The sequence below is a fragment of the Chryseobacterium electrogenes genome (assembly GCF_053553015.1).
Genome location: NZ_JBNPPB010000002.1, coordinates 1136274 through 1151873 on the forward strand (window position 1 = coordinate 1136274; position 15600 = coordinate 1151873).

General features: G+C 34.5%; 16 protein-coding genes. 4 read left to right on the plus strand and 12 right to left on the minus strand.

Going from position 1 to position 15600, the window contains the following annotated elements:
* The 11 genes from ACQQ6V_RS05125 to ACQQ6V_RS05175 form a co-directional block, all read right to left on the minus strand.
* Positions 1 to 1410 carry a carbohydrate porin gene (locus ACQQ6V_RS05125; protein WP_448844478.1) on the minus strand — a complete coding sequence of 470 codons (1410 nt, stop codon included), beginning with the start codon at positions 1408 to 1410 and terminating at the stop codon, positions 1 to 3.
* On the minus strand, positions 1411 to 2655 hold the full coding sequence (gene fucP, locus ACQQ6V_RS05130; protein ID WP_448844479.1) for an L-fucose:H+ symporter permease: 1245 nt from the start codon (positions 2653 to 2655) through the stop codon (positions 1411 to 1413).
* Positions 2656 to 2664: 9 nt separating this feature from the next.
* The gene (locus ACQQ6V_RS05135) at positions 2665 to 3582 is read right to left on the minus strand and encodes a carbohydrate kinase family protein (RefSeq protein ID WP_448844480.1); all 918 of its coding nucleotides are present in this window, start codon (positions 3580 to 3582) and stop codon (positions 2665 to 2667) included.
* Between the two features lie 32 nt (positions 3583 to 3614).
* Entirely contained in the window at positions 3615 to 4622 is a 1008-nt protein-coding gene (locus ACQQ6V_RS05140) for a LacI family DNA-binding transcriptional regulator (RefSeq protein ID WP_448844481.1), read from the minus strand.
* Positions 4623 to 5064: 442 nt separating this feature from the next.
* Positions 5065 to 5559: a DUF6691 family protein gene (locus tag ACQQ6V_RS05145; protein ID WP_448844482.1), complete on the minus strand. Its 495-nt coding sequence runs from the start codon at positions 5557 to 5559 to the stop codon at positions 5065 to 5067.
* A 10-nt stretch (positions 5560 to 5569) separates the two neighbouring features.
* The gene (locus ACQQ6V_RS05150; protein ID WP_448844483.1) at positions 5570 to 6133 is read right to left on the minus strand and encodes a YeeE/YedE family protein; all 564 of its coding nucleotides are present in this window, start codon (positions 6131 to 6133) and stop codon (positions 5570 to 5572) included.
* 20 nt (positions 6134 to 6153) lie between these two features.
* Positions 6154 to 7566 carry an MBL fold metallo-hydrolase gene (locus tag ACQQ6V_RS05155; RefSeq protein WP_448844484.1) on the minus strand — a complete coding sequence of 471 codons (1413 nt, stop codon included), beginning with the start codon at positions 7564 to 7566 and terminating at the stop codon, positions 6154 to 6156.
* Between the two features lie 75 nt (positions 7567 to 7641).
* Positions 7642 to 7932 carry a DUF202 domain-containing protein gene (locus tag ACQQ6V_RS05160; protein ID WP_448844485.1) on the minus strand — a complete coding sequence of 97 codons (291 nt, stop codon included), beginning with the start codon at positions 7930 to 7932 and terminating at the stop codon, positions 7642 to 7644.
* A gap of 57 nt (positions 7933 to 7989) precedes the next feature.
* Positions 7990 to 8613 (minus strand): Crp/Fnr family transcriptional regulator, encoded by a 624-nt coding sequence (locus tag ACQQ6V_RS05165; protein ID WP_448844486.1) that lies wholly within the window; start codon positions 8611 to 8613, stop codon positions 7990 to 7992.
* A gap of 165 nt (positions 8614 to 8778) precedes the next feature.
* Positions 8779 to 9408, minus strand: a complete 630-nt coding sequence (locus ACQQ6V_RS05170) for a hypothetical protein (RefSeq protein WP_448844487.1) — start codon at positions 9406 to 9408, stop codon at positions 8779 to 8781.
* 73 nt (positions 9409 to 9481) lie between these two features.
* Positions 9482 to 10186, minus strand: coding sequence for a helix-turn-helix transcriptional regulator (locus ACQQ6V_RS05175; RefSeq protein ID WP_448844488.1), 705 nt, complete (start codon positions 10184 to 10186; stop codon positions 9482 to 9484).
* Between the two features lie 333 nt (positions 10187 to 10519).
* Between ACQQ6V_RS05175 and ACQQ6V_RS05180 the strand changes: the two genes are divergently transcribed.
* The 4 genes from ACQQ6V_RS05180 to ACQQ6V_RS05195 all read left to right on the plus strand — a co-directional run bounded on the left by ACQQ6V_RS05180 (position 10520) and on the right by ACQQ6V_RS05195 (position 14809).
* Entirely contained in the window at positions 10520 to 11281 is a 762-nt protein-coding gene (locus tag ACQQ6V_RS05180) for a helix-turn-helix transcriptional regulator (RefSeq protein WP_448844489.1), read from the plus strand.
* A 62-nt stretch (positions 11282 to 11343) separates the two neighbouring features.
* Entirely contained in the window at positions 11344 to 12045 is a 702-nt protein-coding gene (locus ACQQ6V_RS05185) for a transglutaminase-like domain-containing protein (protein WP_448844490.1), read from the plus strand.
* A 443-nt stretch (positions 12046 to 12488) separates the two neighbouring features.
* Entirely contained in the window at positions 12489 to 13124 is a 636-nt protein-coding gene (locus ACQQ6V_RS05190) for an HdeD family acid-resistance protein (protein WP_448844491.1), read from the plus strand.
* A 272-nt stretch (positions 13125 to 13396) separates the two neighbouring features.
* Complete coding sequence (locus ACQQ6V_RS05195; protein WP_448844492.1) at positions 13397 to 14809, plus strand: alkaline phosphatase; 1413 nt, start codon at positions 13397 to 13399, stop codon at positions 14807 to 14809.
* Between the two features lie 32 nt (positions 14810 to 14841).
* Here ACQQ6V_RS05195 and ACQQ6V_RS05200 read toward each other — a convergent pair whose 3' ends face one another.
* Positions 14842 to 15597: a LytR/AlgR family response regulator transcription factor gene (locus tag ACQQ6V_RS05200; protein WP_448844493.1), complete on the minus strand. Its 756-nt coding sequence runs from the start codon at positions 15595 to 15597 to the stop codon at positions 14842 to 14844.
* Between the last annotated feature and the right edge of the window lie 3 nt (positions 15598 to 15600).

The window sequence follows — 15600 nt, forward strand, 5'->3', positions numbered from 1 at the left end:
TTAAAAAACCCACCATTCTGTTCTCACGCCAAAATAAGTCCCGAATCTCTTTGCTCCAGATTGCTGTAAAAAAGGCGAATAAAGACTATTCATTGCCTGATTATTATATCGTGAAACCTCTGCAATCAATCTAATATGTGGTCTTGCCCAGACACTTCTTTCTGCTGTCGGAACGATGGTTGGCGCCAAAACTAATTTTGTCATAGAAGCTGCATCTTGATTACCATTTTTTCTGGTTGCAAAATGTAATTCTGACAAAATATGAAACCAATTATTGACATAATACGTCGCTCTTACACCTGTATTAAATTCGGATTTTTTATTAAAAATCTCTCGATTGTAATAATCAATTGCTTTATTATTGCTGTCTGATCCTCCTTTGCTCATCGTAAAAACAGCATAGGCATTGGCAGACCATTTATTGGAAAGATTGAGCAAAATATGTTCTACTGCGGTGAGAGAATAAGCCCCTTTATACGTTTTATTAACCTCATCTGGAGCACCATAAGTTCTCCATGTTTGGGTATTTCCGCTGTCGCCACCATTGGCAATTCCGCTGCCGTATCTTACAGAAATCTGATTAAATGAACCCGGAATTTTCGTTTTCAAATTGGTGTTTAATTTAGCTCCCAAAACCCAACCGTGATCTGCAGGATACTGCTCTATAGAATTTTTTCCTGATTTATCCAAGTTATGGAATTCGGCAAGAACTTTAAATTTATGATTAATATTTTTAAAAGGAATAGTCTGTTCTAAAATAAAAACTTCACGTTGTCTGTAGATCAGACTCTTTGTTCCGCTAATGATATTGGTATAAGAATAAGGCGTAGAATTACTTGCCGCCGTATCTATCGCAGCAGGGAAAAACATAGAAAATCTAGTGTTTTTGTGTCGCACTCCCCAACCAGTTGCAGAATGATCATCAAAGTAAAAATAATCTGCAATATGGATATCATCATACCTCAACCATCGTGATCCAGCCCAAACGTCCCAATCACTTCCCATAATATTTTTAGCTTCTACAAAGGCTTCAGGCAAGGCGATAATCATTCCTTGATTTGATTTTGAATCTACATTGCCCAAAAATGTTCCGCCAGAGTAGAAACTTAACCTTGCTTGCATATCAATTTTTGTTGCTTTTACACTATCATTATTAATAACAGGAGTAAAGTGAAAAGCTGGTAAAAATTCCACATAATCGCCCTGATCCATACGACCTCCTAACGAACCTTGATTATTAAGATTCAGTTGTCTTCCTGTTTTCCCATCGGCATTCGGAGAATATCCAGCACCAATTCTGCCCGTTGTCCCAAAGGAAAAATCCTTATTGGTAACTGTAATCTGAGCCTGAGCTACCTGGCTAATGATTAATAGAAACCAAAAACTATATTTTACAACCTTGTTATTCATCTATTTAAGAGTCTTTGGTTTGTAATATTTTACAGCGAACAAAAGAATAAAAACATAACAAATAATAGGAAGCAAGTAAGCGTGTGCAATATCGTGCTCAGCAATTTTCCCCATTAAAGGTGGAAATACTGCGCCACCAAACATCGCCATTACCAAGAATGAAGAAGCTTGTGGAACTTTGGTACCTAATCTCTTCAATCCAAGACTGAAAATTGTTGGGTACATAACACTTAAGAACAAGTTAAGTAATATCAAACTGATAAAAGAAACCCAACCAAAACTTTGAGAAATAATCAAACAAAGTACAATATTGCAAATCGTAAATATAGTCAAGAGTTTATTAGGAGCGATAAATTTCATTAAGAAAGTTCCTACAAAACGACCAATCATCATCATTGCCATACTTAGTGAAAAGTAATAAGACGCCTGAATCTCTGGAAGATGCATTTTCTCAACACCATAATTGATAAAATAAGCCCAAGTCCCGCCCTGCGCAGCAATATTGAAAAACTGAGCAATCACAGCCCAGATAAAATGTCTCTGTTTGTAAAGTGGTGCGTGCGGATCAGAAATCGAAGCTTCTGCGCCATTATCGTTCTCAGAAATCTGAATATCTTCTGCATGAGGGTCCTTTAAACTAGGAACTTTGATAAAAGAAAAAACAATAGTAATCGTCAAAATCACCACGCCAATCCAAGTGTAAAGATCTTTGACAGAATCCAATGAATTATCATCCAAACCAGACTTACCAAAGATAAAAAAACCTCCCAAGAGCGGTCCAATAATCGCTCCCAAACCATTGAAAGACTGTGCAAAATTTACTCTTTGATCACTGGTTTTTTCATTTCCCAATGCTGCTACAAAAGGATGCGCTACCGTTTCTAAAGTCGCCATTCCCATTGCCAAAACAAATAAAGCCACACGGAAAAATCCAAAAGACATCTGATTTGCCGCAGGAATAAAAAGGAAAGAACCCAAAGCAAAAAGAACCAATCCCAGGATGACGCCTTTTTTGTAGCCAAATTTTTTCATAAAATAACCAGCCGGAATTCCCATCAATGCGTAAGCACCAAAAATAGATAGCTGTACCAATCCTGACTCTGATTTGGAAATCTTCAAGACATTTTGAAAATGCTTGTTCAACACATCGCCCATCGTAAGTGCGATCGCCCAAAAGAAAAATAACGAAATCACAAATGCCAATACGACAATGTATTTCTTTTCTGTAAATTTTGCAGTATTCATAAGCTTATTTTAAATAGTTTGACCGTAATGTTCTTCTCTAAAAGATTTGAATTCTTCATAAGTGTAATCTGGACAAGCTCCTGATTTTGAAGTGATAAATGCGCCCAAAGACACCGCTTGTTTCATGATTTCTTCAGGAGATTTTCCTTGGATTCTTTTTGATAAAAAGCCTGCCAGAAAAGAATCTCCACTACCCACCGTATCTTTTACTTCAATCTCAACAGCAGAAAAAGTGTAATTTTTGTCTCCTACAAAGTATCTTGCGCCTTTGCTACCTTTAGTAAGGACAACCTCGTTAAGATCAAAATATTTCTGAATATGCTTAACACTAGTATCTTCATCCACATAATCTTCACCAAGAAACTCAATAATCGTTCTCAATTCTGCTTTGTTCATTTTAACCAAATGTGCTTTATGCAATAAGGTTTTAATCAAATCAAAATCGATAAAAGGCGGACGAAAATTAACATCAAAAACCCTGAATTTAGATAACTCTATCAACTCTAGAAGTGTATTTTTTGATTTTTCGTTGCGGGCAATCAAACTTCCAAAAACAAATGCTTCAGAATTTTTTATTAATTCTTTGTGCTCTTGCGTAATCTCGATATGATCCCAAGCTACGTCGTTGATAATATCATAATGTGCTTCTCCGTTCTCATCAAACGTTGCAAGAACAGTTCCTGTCGATTTCTCAACATCAGTCTGAATATGTTCTGTAGAAATATCCCAATTTTTAATCTGCCCTAACAATTGATTACCAAGATCATCGTTTCCGATTTTGCTAATCATTTTAACTTCAAGTCCCATTTTATCTAAGTTATAAGCTACATTGAAGGGTGCTCCACCAGCTCTAGTCCCAGTAGGAAAAATATCCCAAAGGACTTCTCCGAAACATACGGCGTAAGATTTATTTTTATTTATATTCATTGGTTAAACGTTTAAGTTAATTAATAAAAAAATTATATTATAGACTTTTTAACAATCAATTCTGCAGAAAGCGTTATTTTCTTAGCCGTAGAACTGTATTGATTAATTTGCGTATCCAAAAGATTGATAGCTTCTTCTGCCATTTCTTCTAGAGGTTGTTTGATATAAGAAACATCTGAAGGAAATAATTTATATGCTTCTGTCTCATCAAAAGCGAGAACAGAAACCTGCTCCGGAACTTTTATATTATTTTTAATTAAATACTCAAGACCGGCAACTGCAAGTTTATTACTAGAAAAATAAACTGCTGTATTCTTTGGATTTTCACCCAAAACCTGTGTTAATTTAGTTTGGACATCTTGGGTGATATTATCCAAATCAACCAAAATATTATGGCTAACAAGCTCTTTTTCAGAATCAAAAATACTTGCGTCAAAACCAGATTTTCTATCTAGAAGATGAGGCAATTTTGTATCGTAACCTATATAGATAACCTGATCAAAGCCTTTGGATATGAGATACGAGGTTGTTTCTTCTGCAATTTCTCTATTATTAATGATAACACCTGGAATGTTGATTCCTTTCAGATATCTATCTATAGTAACAACAGGGTAATTTCTGCTTATTAATTTTGACAAAATAACTTCTGATCCTGCAACAGGAGCCACAATCATCCCGTCAACTTGTTGTTGAGAAAAAAGGTCAATTAGTCTTTCAAATTTTGTAGCATTTTCATCAGAACTTCCAATAATCAAGGTATAACCAAGTTTCAATGCTTTATCCTCCAGATGTCTTGCAATACTAGAATAAAAATCATTAGAAATATCTGCTACAATGAGCCCTAATAATTTACTTTTGTTATTCTGAAGGCTTCTGGCTATTCTGTTTGGGACATAGTTAATCGTTTCAGCAATTTCTAAAATTTTTTTCTTAGTCTCCTCTCCTATTCTTTGTCCCTCTTTTTTATTAAGAACATATGAAACCGTTGCCACGGAAACTCCGGCAATTTTAGCAATATCTTTAATGGATGCACGTTTCATTGTTCTGATTTACAGTGCAAAGTATTTAATAATAAATTAAAAAAACAATAGTCATATTTTTTTGGTCAATTCAGAAAAAAGTGTAATTTGGCAAATTTTAATTTTCAAAAAAAATAAAACATAATACACTAAAATACAATACATTAACAAAAACAAGCTTTATGCCACATTAATTAATTGTTACCAAATACCATTGTAAAGTTAAATTATGGTTAAACGTTTAATTACAATTATTTTTAATAATTGTAATGATGTATTTTATATGAAATAATACGATATTGATTTTTCTTTTTATTTAAAGTTTATCTAATACTGTTCTTACGGATTACAAATTGAATTAAATATTTTTTAAGCTTAATAAATAATAGCCTAAAATCAGAATTTAGGCTATTAGTATGTATAAAGTTTAATTAAAAAATCATTATTTAATGGTATTCATCTTTCAATGTGGCAATCGATCCTTAAAATAGCCATAAACCCAAGTCCCGGCAATAGCACTCAGCAGCGTCACCACAACCACAGTTGCACCCGTGCCAATTTGTGCAAATAGCGGTCCAGGGCAAGCGCCTGTAATAGCCCATCCAAAACCGAAAATCAATCCGCCGTAAATTTGACCTTTGTTAAATTTTTTAGGGTGAAATTCTATCTTTTCACCGTTGATGGTTTTGACATCAAACTTCTTTATCAGCCACACCGAAATCATTCCCACCAAAATAGCGCTGCCAATGATGCCGTACATGTGGAACGACTGCATACGGAACATCTCTTGTATCCGAAACCAGCTCACCACCTCCGATTTTACAAATACAATCCCAAATAAGATGCCTACAAAAAGGAATTTCAAATTGCTGTACCATCCCTTTTGTGATTGTTTTTCTTGGATGTATGATCTATCAGATTCACAATTTTGAGTATTATTTTTTATATCTTTTTTCATTTTTGTTTTGTTAAAGTGAAAGTATAAAAGGTAAAATTAAATTGGCCATAACAAAACCGCCAATCATAAAACAGATTGTCGCCACCAGAGATGGCCATTGCAAGTTGGATAGTCCCATAATGGCATGTCCACTTGTGCAACCACCGGCATAGCGCGTACCAAAGCCCACCATAAAACCGCCTATAACCATAATCACAAATCCCCTTAAAGTCAATAAAGATGACCAATTCATAAGATCTTCCGGAACCAAATTGTTATAATTATTAATACCATAACCTGCCAGTTCTGTAGCCAATTTCAGATTGATGACAATCGGTTCTGGGTTAGAAAGAAGATTTGCTGCAATAGCACCACCCAAAAAGATTCCGAATACGAAGAACAGATTCCACATTTCTTTTTTCCAATCATATTTGAAAAACGAAATATTGGCAGGCAAGCAAGCTGCACAAATATGCCGCAACGAGGAACTGATGCCAAAGGATTTGTTCCCCAAAATTAGTAAGGCAGGAACAATCAAGCCAATCAAAGGGCCGGCAACATACCACGGCCATGGTTCTTTTATAATCTCTATCATAGTTTTTATTTTAATGAAAATTAATTAACCAATTTGCTTTGACAAACAAAATCTGTTTTCGGAATGTCAGTTTCTGCAATGGCTGTGAAACCACCTTCGATCTCAGAAAAATTTCTGTAACCTCTGGCTTGTAAGATACTTGCCGCCATCATACTGCGGTAACCGCCAGCGCAATGCAGATAAAAATGTGCTTGAGGATGGATATCATTAATCCAATCATTAATGTAAGCCAACGGCCTGCTGTAGGCGTCTTCCACATGTTCGGCATTGTACTCACTTTCTTTGCGGACATCAATAATCATAGTTTCACTCGTTTTACATTCTTTAGCAAATTGTTCTGCCGAGATGCGATTGATTTTATCTGTTTCTTTTCCTGCGAGTTCCCACGCTTCCATACCACCTTCCAGATATCCCAAAATATGATCGAAACCCACACGACTCAATCGGGTTATCGCTTCTTGTGCCTCTCCCCGATCTGTAACCAGAAGAATCGCTTGCTTTACATCTACTAGCAAAGCGCCTACCCACGGTGCAAAATCACCATCTAAACCAATGTTGATAGATTGCGGGATGAAAACTTTTGCAAAATCTATATTACTTCTGGTATCCAAAATTAAAGCACCAGAAGTTTCTGCTGCAGCTTCGAAATCTTGGGGAGAAAGTGCTGACATAGCTTGCGAAAGTACCTCATCAAAACTGTTGTAGCCCTTTTTGTTCATCGTGACATTCATCCCGAAGTAAGCTGGTGGAGGTAGCAATCCATCTGTAACGGCTTTTATAAAAGCGTCTTTATTAGGTTGATTCAGTGCATAATTCACTTTTTTTTGATTGCCCAAAGTGTCGACCGTTTCCTTCATCATATTCTTCCCACAAGCCGAGCCAGCGCCATGTGCGGGATAAACAACAACCTCATCTGGTAACGGCAAAATCTTGAGGTACAAGCTATCATAAAGCATTCCCGCCAAATCTTCCTGCGTAAGTTGAGCCGATTTCTGAGCCAAATCTGGTCTGCCAACATCGCCTAAAAATAAAGTATCACCGCTGAACAATGCTGTTTCCTTTCCGTTTTCATCAATTAACAAAAAGCAAGAACTTTCTGTGGTATGTCCCGGCGTGTGAAGGACTTTAATTGTCACATTTCCTAACGTAAATATCTGATTATCTTTTGCTACAATGGCTTCAAAGTCCGGATTTGCTTTTGTACCATAGACAATAGGAGCGCCTGTTTTTCTGCTCAAATCCAAATGACCACTCACAAAATCTGCGTGAAAATGGGTTTCAAAAATGTATTTCAGTTTTACATGATCTTTCTGTAATCGATCGATGTAAGGTTGCGTTTCTCTCAATGGATCTATGATCGCCGCCTCGCCATTGGATGTGATGTAATAAGCACCTTGCGCCAAACATCCTGTATAAATCTGCTCTATTTTCATGATTTAAAATTTAATAGTGCAAATTTCGGAAGTTGATTTTTGCTGTGCAGTTACTTTTGTTACACAAGAAAATAATTAGGCTTCGAGATATTCCATTTTGTAGTTGCCAATGTGTTTCTGACTCTCTGCAATGCTTTTCTGGTGTTTAAAATAGTTGAAAATTCCGGCTAATAATATGATTGCAGAAATAATGATAAACACAATCTCTATAAGATTTCCAAATCGGGTGCTTGTAAGATTTTTGATGCTGATACCGGCCACCAAAAAGTACATTGAAGTACGTAAAAATGCCAAAAAAGAACTTTGGTTTGCCAAAATAGTACGCTGCAATGCCAATTTCTCGCGCAGAATGAGGTCTTTATTCATTTATAAATTATTTTCAGCAAAATTAAAAACCTTTCAAAAAACAATGTGCAACTTAGGTTACACAAGCGTAATTTTGTTTCTGCCAAGCGATACAGTTCCGTTTTCTTCCAACTGTTTCAGCAAACGGGAAACCACTACTCTAGCCGTCCCAAGCTCATTAGCCAGCTGTTCATGTGTGATATTTAAAGTTTTGTTTCCTGTGAGTTCTGCTTTTTTATTTAGCAAAGTCAAAATCCGCTCATCCACTTTTTTGAAGGCAATAGCATTCACAATATCCAGCAATTCTTCAAATCGCCTATGATACAATCGGAAAATATAATCCAGCCATTCCGGATATTCTTTGATGAACAATGAAACCTTGTCCACCGGTAAAAACAGAATCTCTGCATCCTCTTCTACCTCGGCTTTTACTTTGCTCGTCTCATTGTGCAAACCGCCTAAAAAAGACATGATGCAACTCTCGCCAGCTTTGATGTAATACAGCAGAATCTCCCGCCCATCCTCTTCTGTGCGGATCACTTTGAGCGTTCCTTTCGTCACAATTGGGATGGCGCGAACACTGGCATTCTCGTCCAGAATAATACTTCCGGCGTCATAATTCTTCTGCTGGCTATATTGATAAAGCTTATCTACCAACTCTGGCGACGACTGAAATTCTGAAATCTGTTGCAAGTTTTCCATCGTGCAAAGCTAAAGATTTGTTTTGGTGATTTTAAAGTTATTTTATTTTATCAATAATATTATTAATGGTTTTTGCAATTCGGTCAGCTTTTGTCTGGTCAGTTTTTGCTGAAATTTTTCAAGAATATAAATTTTGTCAACCAATGGGATTTGTTTTGTCATCGTTTATCCGATTAAGTACCAAAAATCAAGTTCCATACTTTCTTTATCGGCAAGATTTAGTAATTCCAGACCATAAGGATTATCAAAATAGCCGAAACAAATCTGCTTCGTTTTCGCTAGTGTTTTCCCAAAAGTCACTTCTGAAAATTGGTTTTCATTCAAAATTCCGATAAAATGCGCCTGAGTATTTTCAAAAGTATCTAAATATTCATTTTCTATCTTCTCGGAAACTGATAACAGTTGGTCTGAATCTTTAATATCATTTAAAGAAAATGTGCCCTTTTCAATACAAGAAAACTCTTTTGGAATCTGAAAATTATCTTTTTGTATCTCGTGATATTCGATTTTTACGGTTTTCGTATCAACCATTTCAAAAAAACTTTGAACTTCTGGAAGATGACCTAAATTCTTACCTAAATCTTTCAAAACGTCGATAGAATCGGCAAAGAGAACGTTTGCATAGTCATTATTATAACTCCTGACCAGGCAATGAAAAATGATGCCCTTTTGTTGTACTAAGACGGTTTCAAATTTCAGAACGGCGAACAAAAGTTCGTTATCGGTTACGTTTTCTCTTTTTTTGAAACTCGTAAATTCCATAGCTTTCGCCAAATTATTGTTGAATCTGATCATACTTTTTTTCAGTTTTAAATTAATACTGATGCAAAAATAGATCAGGCAAAAGACAGCCTTATGTCAAGGGTCATCAACATTTTTTCTTGACGAGATCAATATATTCTTCGAAAGTGATTTGATGTGGTTCAAAAGTCTGATTCTGTACTGATAAACTCTCGATACGATCAAGTCGAAAAGCTCTGTAATCGTTTCTCAATCTGCAAAGTGCTATCAAAAGCCAATTTTCTTGCGTTGTATAAATTGCAAAAGGTTCCACGATTCTTTCTGTCGTTTGATTATTTTCAGGCGAAAAATATGTAATCTTAACCAAATTATAATTGGTCAAAGCCAACTGAAGAATTGACAAATTGTTACTTGTGCGATTGCTTTCAATATTTTGTCCAGATAAAATTCTGCTCGATAGCAAATTGGCTTTATCTTTTGTATTGCTTCTTAAAACCGCTTTTATTTTGTTAACTGCGTCTGTGTAGTCTTTTACGAAAGAAGCATCCTTGTTTTTCAGAATCAATTGTTCTGCCGTTATCAGGGCATTGGCCTCACTTTCTGTAAACATCACAGGTGGAATTTTGTAACCATCCATCAACGTGTAGCCTTTTCCTTCCTCTGTAATAATGGGGACGCCAGCTTCTTCTAATGCACGAATATCACGATAAATTGTTCTTTTACTAACCGAAAATTGATTTGCCAAATTCTGAGCTATCAACAAGTTTTTTGTCTGCAATTGGGTCAATATAGCTGTCAGTCTAGAAACTCGTTTAATATCGCTATTTTGCATAAATTATTCGTTTTTATTTTGGATCAAATTTACAAAAACAATGATTCTAGCTAGCTTAAAAAAAAGTGAAACCTATATTGAGCATACATAATATATTCTTTTAGGAAACGATGTATAAGAAATTCTTTTGCTTTTTCCAGATCAGATTACTGACGGTAAAAAACACGATAAAGATTGAACAATTCTGCTGTTTCGTCTAAATTTTCTAAATCTGGCTTTTTAAATTTTGTAATCCATAATTGATTTTTTTTAATGATGGGTCAAAAGTATTAATCTATTGGATTATATTTATCATCCAGTTTCAACATAATAAATAGTCCAGAAAACTATAAGATGTATTTACCTAACAATGACCTGCAACTAAGCAAGCTACACATCGACAAAATGTGGGCATTATTTATAGGACAATTTAACGATAATGTAATGCATCGTCATTATGCTTTGCAAATCAGCATAACTATCAATGGTTACTTTATGGTAACCGATGCAGCTAATAACGACAAGTCTTATACCCAATGTTTTATTAATAGTAATGTTCCTCATCAATTCCGAAGTAATGAGACGTGTCTGATTATTCTCATTAATCCTTTGAGCACATTAGGACATCAATTGTTTAAAAAATACAATCACAATGAGATCATAAATCCTGGTGAAGACCTCCATCAACTTTCTATTTTTCTTTCTGATTACTTAAAGCAAAACTGTAATTTTCATGAACTAATAGACAATACAAAAAAATATCTAGAACAGTTAAAATGCACCTGCGAATCTGAAAATCATTTTTCAGATGAAAGAATCTACCGTACAATCCAATATCTGGAGCAGAATTTTGATCGTATTATTTCTTTAGAAGAAATGTCCAAATTCTGTCACCTTTCTCAGACTCGGTTTTTGCATCTATTTAAAGAAAAAACTAATCTCAATTTCCGTCGCTATCAACTCTGGAATAAGCTCATTAAATCCTTACCTTACATAAAAACGCAATCCATTACCGAAACGGCACATCAATTTGGCTTTACTGATAGCTCGCATTATACAAGAACTTTTAAGGAAACTTTTGGACTTTCTCCAAAGATTTTGAAGTTGTTAAAATAGCCAGTTTGTACAAGTTTTTCAAAACAGAAACCCGCAACTTTGTTCCATTAAAAAAAGAAATAATGAACAATTATCTTAAAGAAACAAGAATTCTTGATTATAAGCATCCTACATTACAAACATTGATCGAAGAAAAACAATGGCGTCATTTAGAACCTATCGATCAGATAAAAGCCATTTACAATTTTGTAAGAGATGAGATTAGATTCGGTTATAATATTGCAGATAACATAGCCGCTTCTGCCATACTAAAAGACGGATATGGACAATGTAATACAAAAGCAACTTTACTCATGGCGCTATTGCGAGCTGTAGAAATACCAAATCGCATCCATGGTTTCACGATTGACAAAGCCTTACAAAAAGGAGCTATTACGGGGATTTGGTATACATTATCACCTAAAAATATTCTGCACAGTTGGGTCGAAATTTATGTTGATGGTAATTGGTTCTCCTTAGAAGGCGTCATATTGGATAAGCCTTATCTGACCAAGTTACAGGAAAAATTTAAGGATTGTACAACAACATTTTGTGGCTACGGTGCCTTTACAGATAACTTTATCAATCCCGTGATAGATTGGGATCTCAACAATACTTTCATCCAGGATAAAGGCATTAATCAGGACTTTGGGTTATTTGATACACCTGATGATTTTTACGCTAAGCATCAACAAAAATTAAATGCTATTAAAAGATTTATTTTCAGAAATATCGTAAGAAATCAGATGAACAAAAATGTAGAAAGAATAAGAAACAATAGATAAATCGTCTAACTTATTCATGATTCTAAAAGGTATTTTCGCTGACATGACTATGATTGTTTTATAAAAATTATCAATCTTATTTCTATAACAACTGTTTTATTTTCTACAATTTGTTTAAAACTAATTTATTTTGAGTCTAATTTAATATTTTAAGGTTTAATAAAATATTTCGTCGGAAAAAGTTAACAAAGCTTCTAGGCATAGACATCAACAACCAATATAACTGTAAACCAGTATTTTAAATTTAATTTAATTCAAAATAAAACGTATTATTTATTGAAAAATCAAAAAAAACATCTTAAATTTGAGACAGTAGGCATATTAATAAAAATAACGAATTATGGTAAAAAATTATCTACTAAGATTTTGTTAACAACAGTACAGCCTAATAAGATTTAATCACAAAAAAACAATTATACTATTAACCTAAACACACCAAAATCATGTCAAATTTATTAAAATCATTCACCAATTCTGTTAAATATTGGTACATTCCGCTTATTTTAGGAATCGTTTTATTACTTTTCGGAATTTACATTTTCACCGTACCATTAGAGACCTACCTTACACTTTCTGTATTATTCAGCATTTCATTTGTTACTTCTGGAGTTTTCGAAATCTTCTTTTCTTTTCAAAATTCTAAATCGTTAAATGGATGGGGATGGTATCTAGTAAGTGGTATATTATCGTTAGCAATAGGGATCTACTTGCTTATTAACCCCGGGATTTCTGTTGTAATTTTGCCATTTGTAGTAGGATTTGCAATAATGTTCCGTTCATTTTATTTACTTGGGATCTCCTTTGACCTAAAAGATGCAGGCGTTATGAATTGGGGCAATCTAGCCATAACAAGTATCCTCGGAATTATTTTATCATTTTTGTTAATTTCTAATCCTTTATTTTCAGGAATATCTATCGTAACGTTAACAGCGTTATCCTTTATTTTCTTAGGAATATCATCAATCGTTTTATCCTTCGACTTAAAGAAAGTAAAAGATTTCCCTAAAAAACTAAACCAAGACATAAAACAAAAAATTGCAGCATTACAAAATGAACTTAAAAATGAATTAAAAAAATAAGTCATTTAGGATTTATATAAAACTCATTGTTACATACTATTTCAATAGATTTCTAATTATAAATAATTATGAAACGAAATAGTTGAAAACAATGAGTTTTTTTATTGTTAAAAAAAATTAAAAACTTACATATTTTACCAGTGTCAAAAACAAATTATCACATTGAATATTTTTCCGTTATTTAAGCATTGTTCATATAATTTAATGCACACTTAACATTTCATACATCATTTTTTTTCCAGAAAGTAATATTTTTACAAAAAACAAAACGTATGGATAGACGTCATTTCTTAAAAGGTTCGATTCTACTTTCTGGCGCATTATCACTCAGTCCACTAGACATATTTGCAAGACGTTCTGAGTCAGATTTAACTTTCAAAGGAAAAAAAGCCAAAAATATCATCTTTATGATTAGTGATGGGATGAGCTCAGGGACCTTATCAATGGCTAATATCTATTCCAAAAATATTCTAGGAAAAGAAGGCACGTGGATGGATCTATACTTACAAAACAAAGTATCCAGAGCATTGATGGATACAGCATCTGCCAGTTCTATTATTACAGATTCTGCGGCTGCTAGTTCTGCTTTTGGGGGTGGTATACGTGTGAAAAATGGAGCTTTAAATGTTAATGCTAATGGAGAATTTAATCTTCCAATCTGGCAAAAATTCAAAAGAAAAGGAAAAAAAGCGGGATGTGTAACAACCGTGACAATTACCCATGCTACGCCTGCCGGTTTTTGCATTAATTCGCCAAAAAGAAATGCAGAAGAAGATATTGCAGAGATGTATGCTGATTTTAACTTTGATGTTTTGATGGGTGGCGGTGATGAGTTTTTTAACCCTGAGAAAAGAGAAGACAAGAAAGATATCTATAAAAAATACAAACAGAAAGGTTATCAGATTGTAAAAGACAAATCTGGATTGTCTAAGCTGGATAATAACCAACCTCTTTTAGGAGTTTTCACTTCCGGAGCATTACCTTATAGTATTGATCAAAAAAATACAGCCAACTTATCTAATATGCCAAGTCTTGCAGAAATGACAAAAGCTGCAATCCACCAAATGAAAGATAACAAAGAAGGCTTTGTTCTACAAATAGAAGCCGGAAAAGTAGACTGGGCAGCTCATGCTAATGATATTGCAGGGCTTATACACGATCAGATTTCTTTTGATGATGCTATAAAAGTCGTGATGGATTTTGCAGAAAAAGACAAAGAAACTCTAGTTATAATAACAACAGATCACGGAAATGCCAATCCAGGTGTTATCTATGGTGCTACCGCTACAGAAAATTTCAATTCTATTAGTGAGTACAAATACACCAATGAATATATTCTTAATAAAATTAATCCCGATTTTAATCGCCAACAGCTCAAAGACTGGATCTATGAGAACAACAAATTTTCGGTTACCGATGAAGATGCTAGCCACATGATTAATTTCTATCAAGGATTAGAACCGTCAGAAAGCGGATTATACAACTATAAAAACCTCCCATATAAAACTTTTTCCGAAATACAGAAAAAACATAATAATGTTGGCTGGATTAGCATGGATCACAGTAGCGATTATGTAGAATTAGCCATGTATGGACCGGGAAGTCAGCTCCTAAAACCGCTAGTAAAAAATACGGATCTACACTATCTAATGCTAGAAGCCGCTGAAGTCGAAAATAAATTTTAAAATCCAAATTACAGTTAAAAATCAGAATACAATCACAAATCCAGCCACATTTTAAACTGCGGAATCTTAATTCTACTGACGATCACTTCGGCATCGCGATCTCTTTTCAGAACGATTTTCAGCTTTTCGTTGAAGTGTTTGTGAATACTTTCTATGCTATTGACGTGCAGAATATATTGCCTGTTGACTCTAAAGAAATAGTGCGGATCGAGTTGCTCTTCCAACTCTTCCAAAGTGTAAGGAACAGCAATCGCAGAGCCGTCCAAAAGTTTAAAATACACGATTTTGTTCTCCAGAAAAACATAGTCAATTTCATCTGTAGGAATCATTTTGTAGGTTTCCCGATAGTGAAGTAAAAAGCGGATTTTGTATTTTTTTTCCTGCGTGCGAAACATTTCCAAAATAGAAACAGCATCGTCGCCGGAAAGTTGCGGTTTCAATCGTTTTACTTTTGCCAAAGCTTCTGCCAACTCCTCTTTTTCTATCGGTTTTAGCAAATAAGCAGCTCCATAAACTTTGAAAGCCTGCAACGCATATTCGTCGTAAGCAGTGGTAAAAATGACTGGAGACACAATATCTATTTGCTTAAAAATCTCAAATGACAAGCCATCTGCCAATCTAATATCCATAAAAATAACATCGGGTTTCGGATGCGAAGACAGCCATTCTACACTTTCCTGAATGGTGGGCAAAATCGCTGATAACTGAGCGTCATGATCCACTTTTTCTACCATGCTTTTCAGCAATTCTGCGTTGTACTGCTCGTCTTCAATGATTAGATAATTCATAAC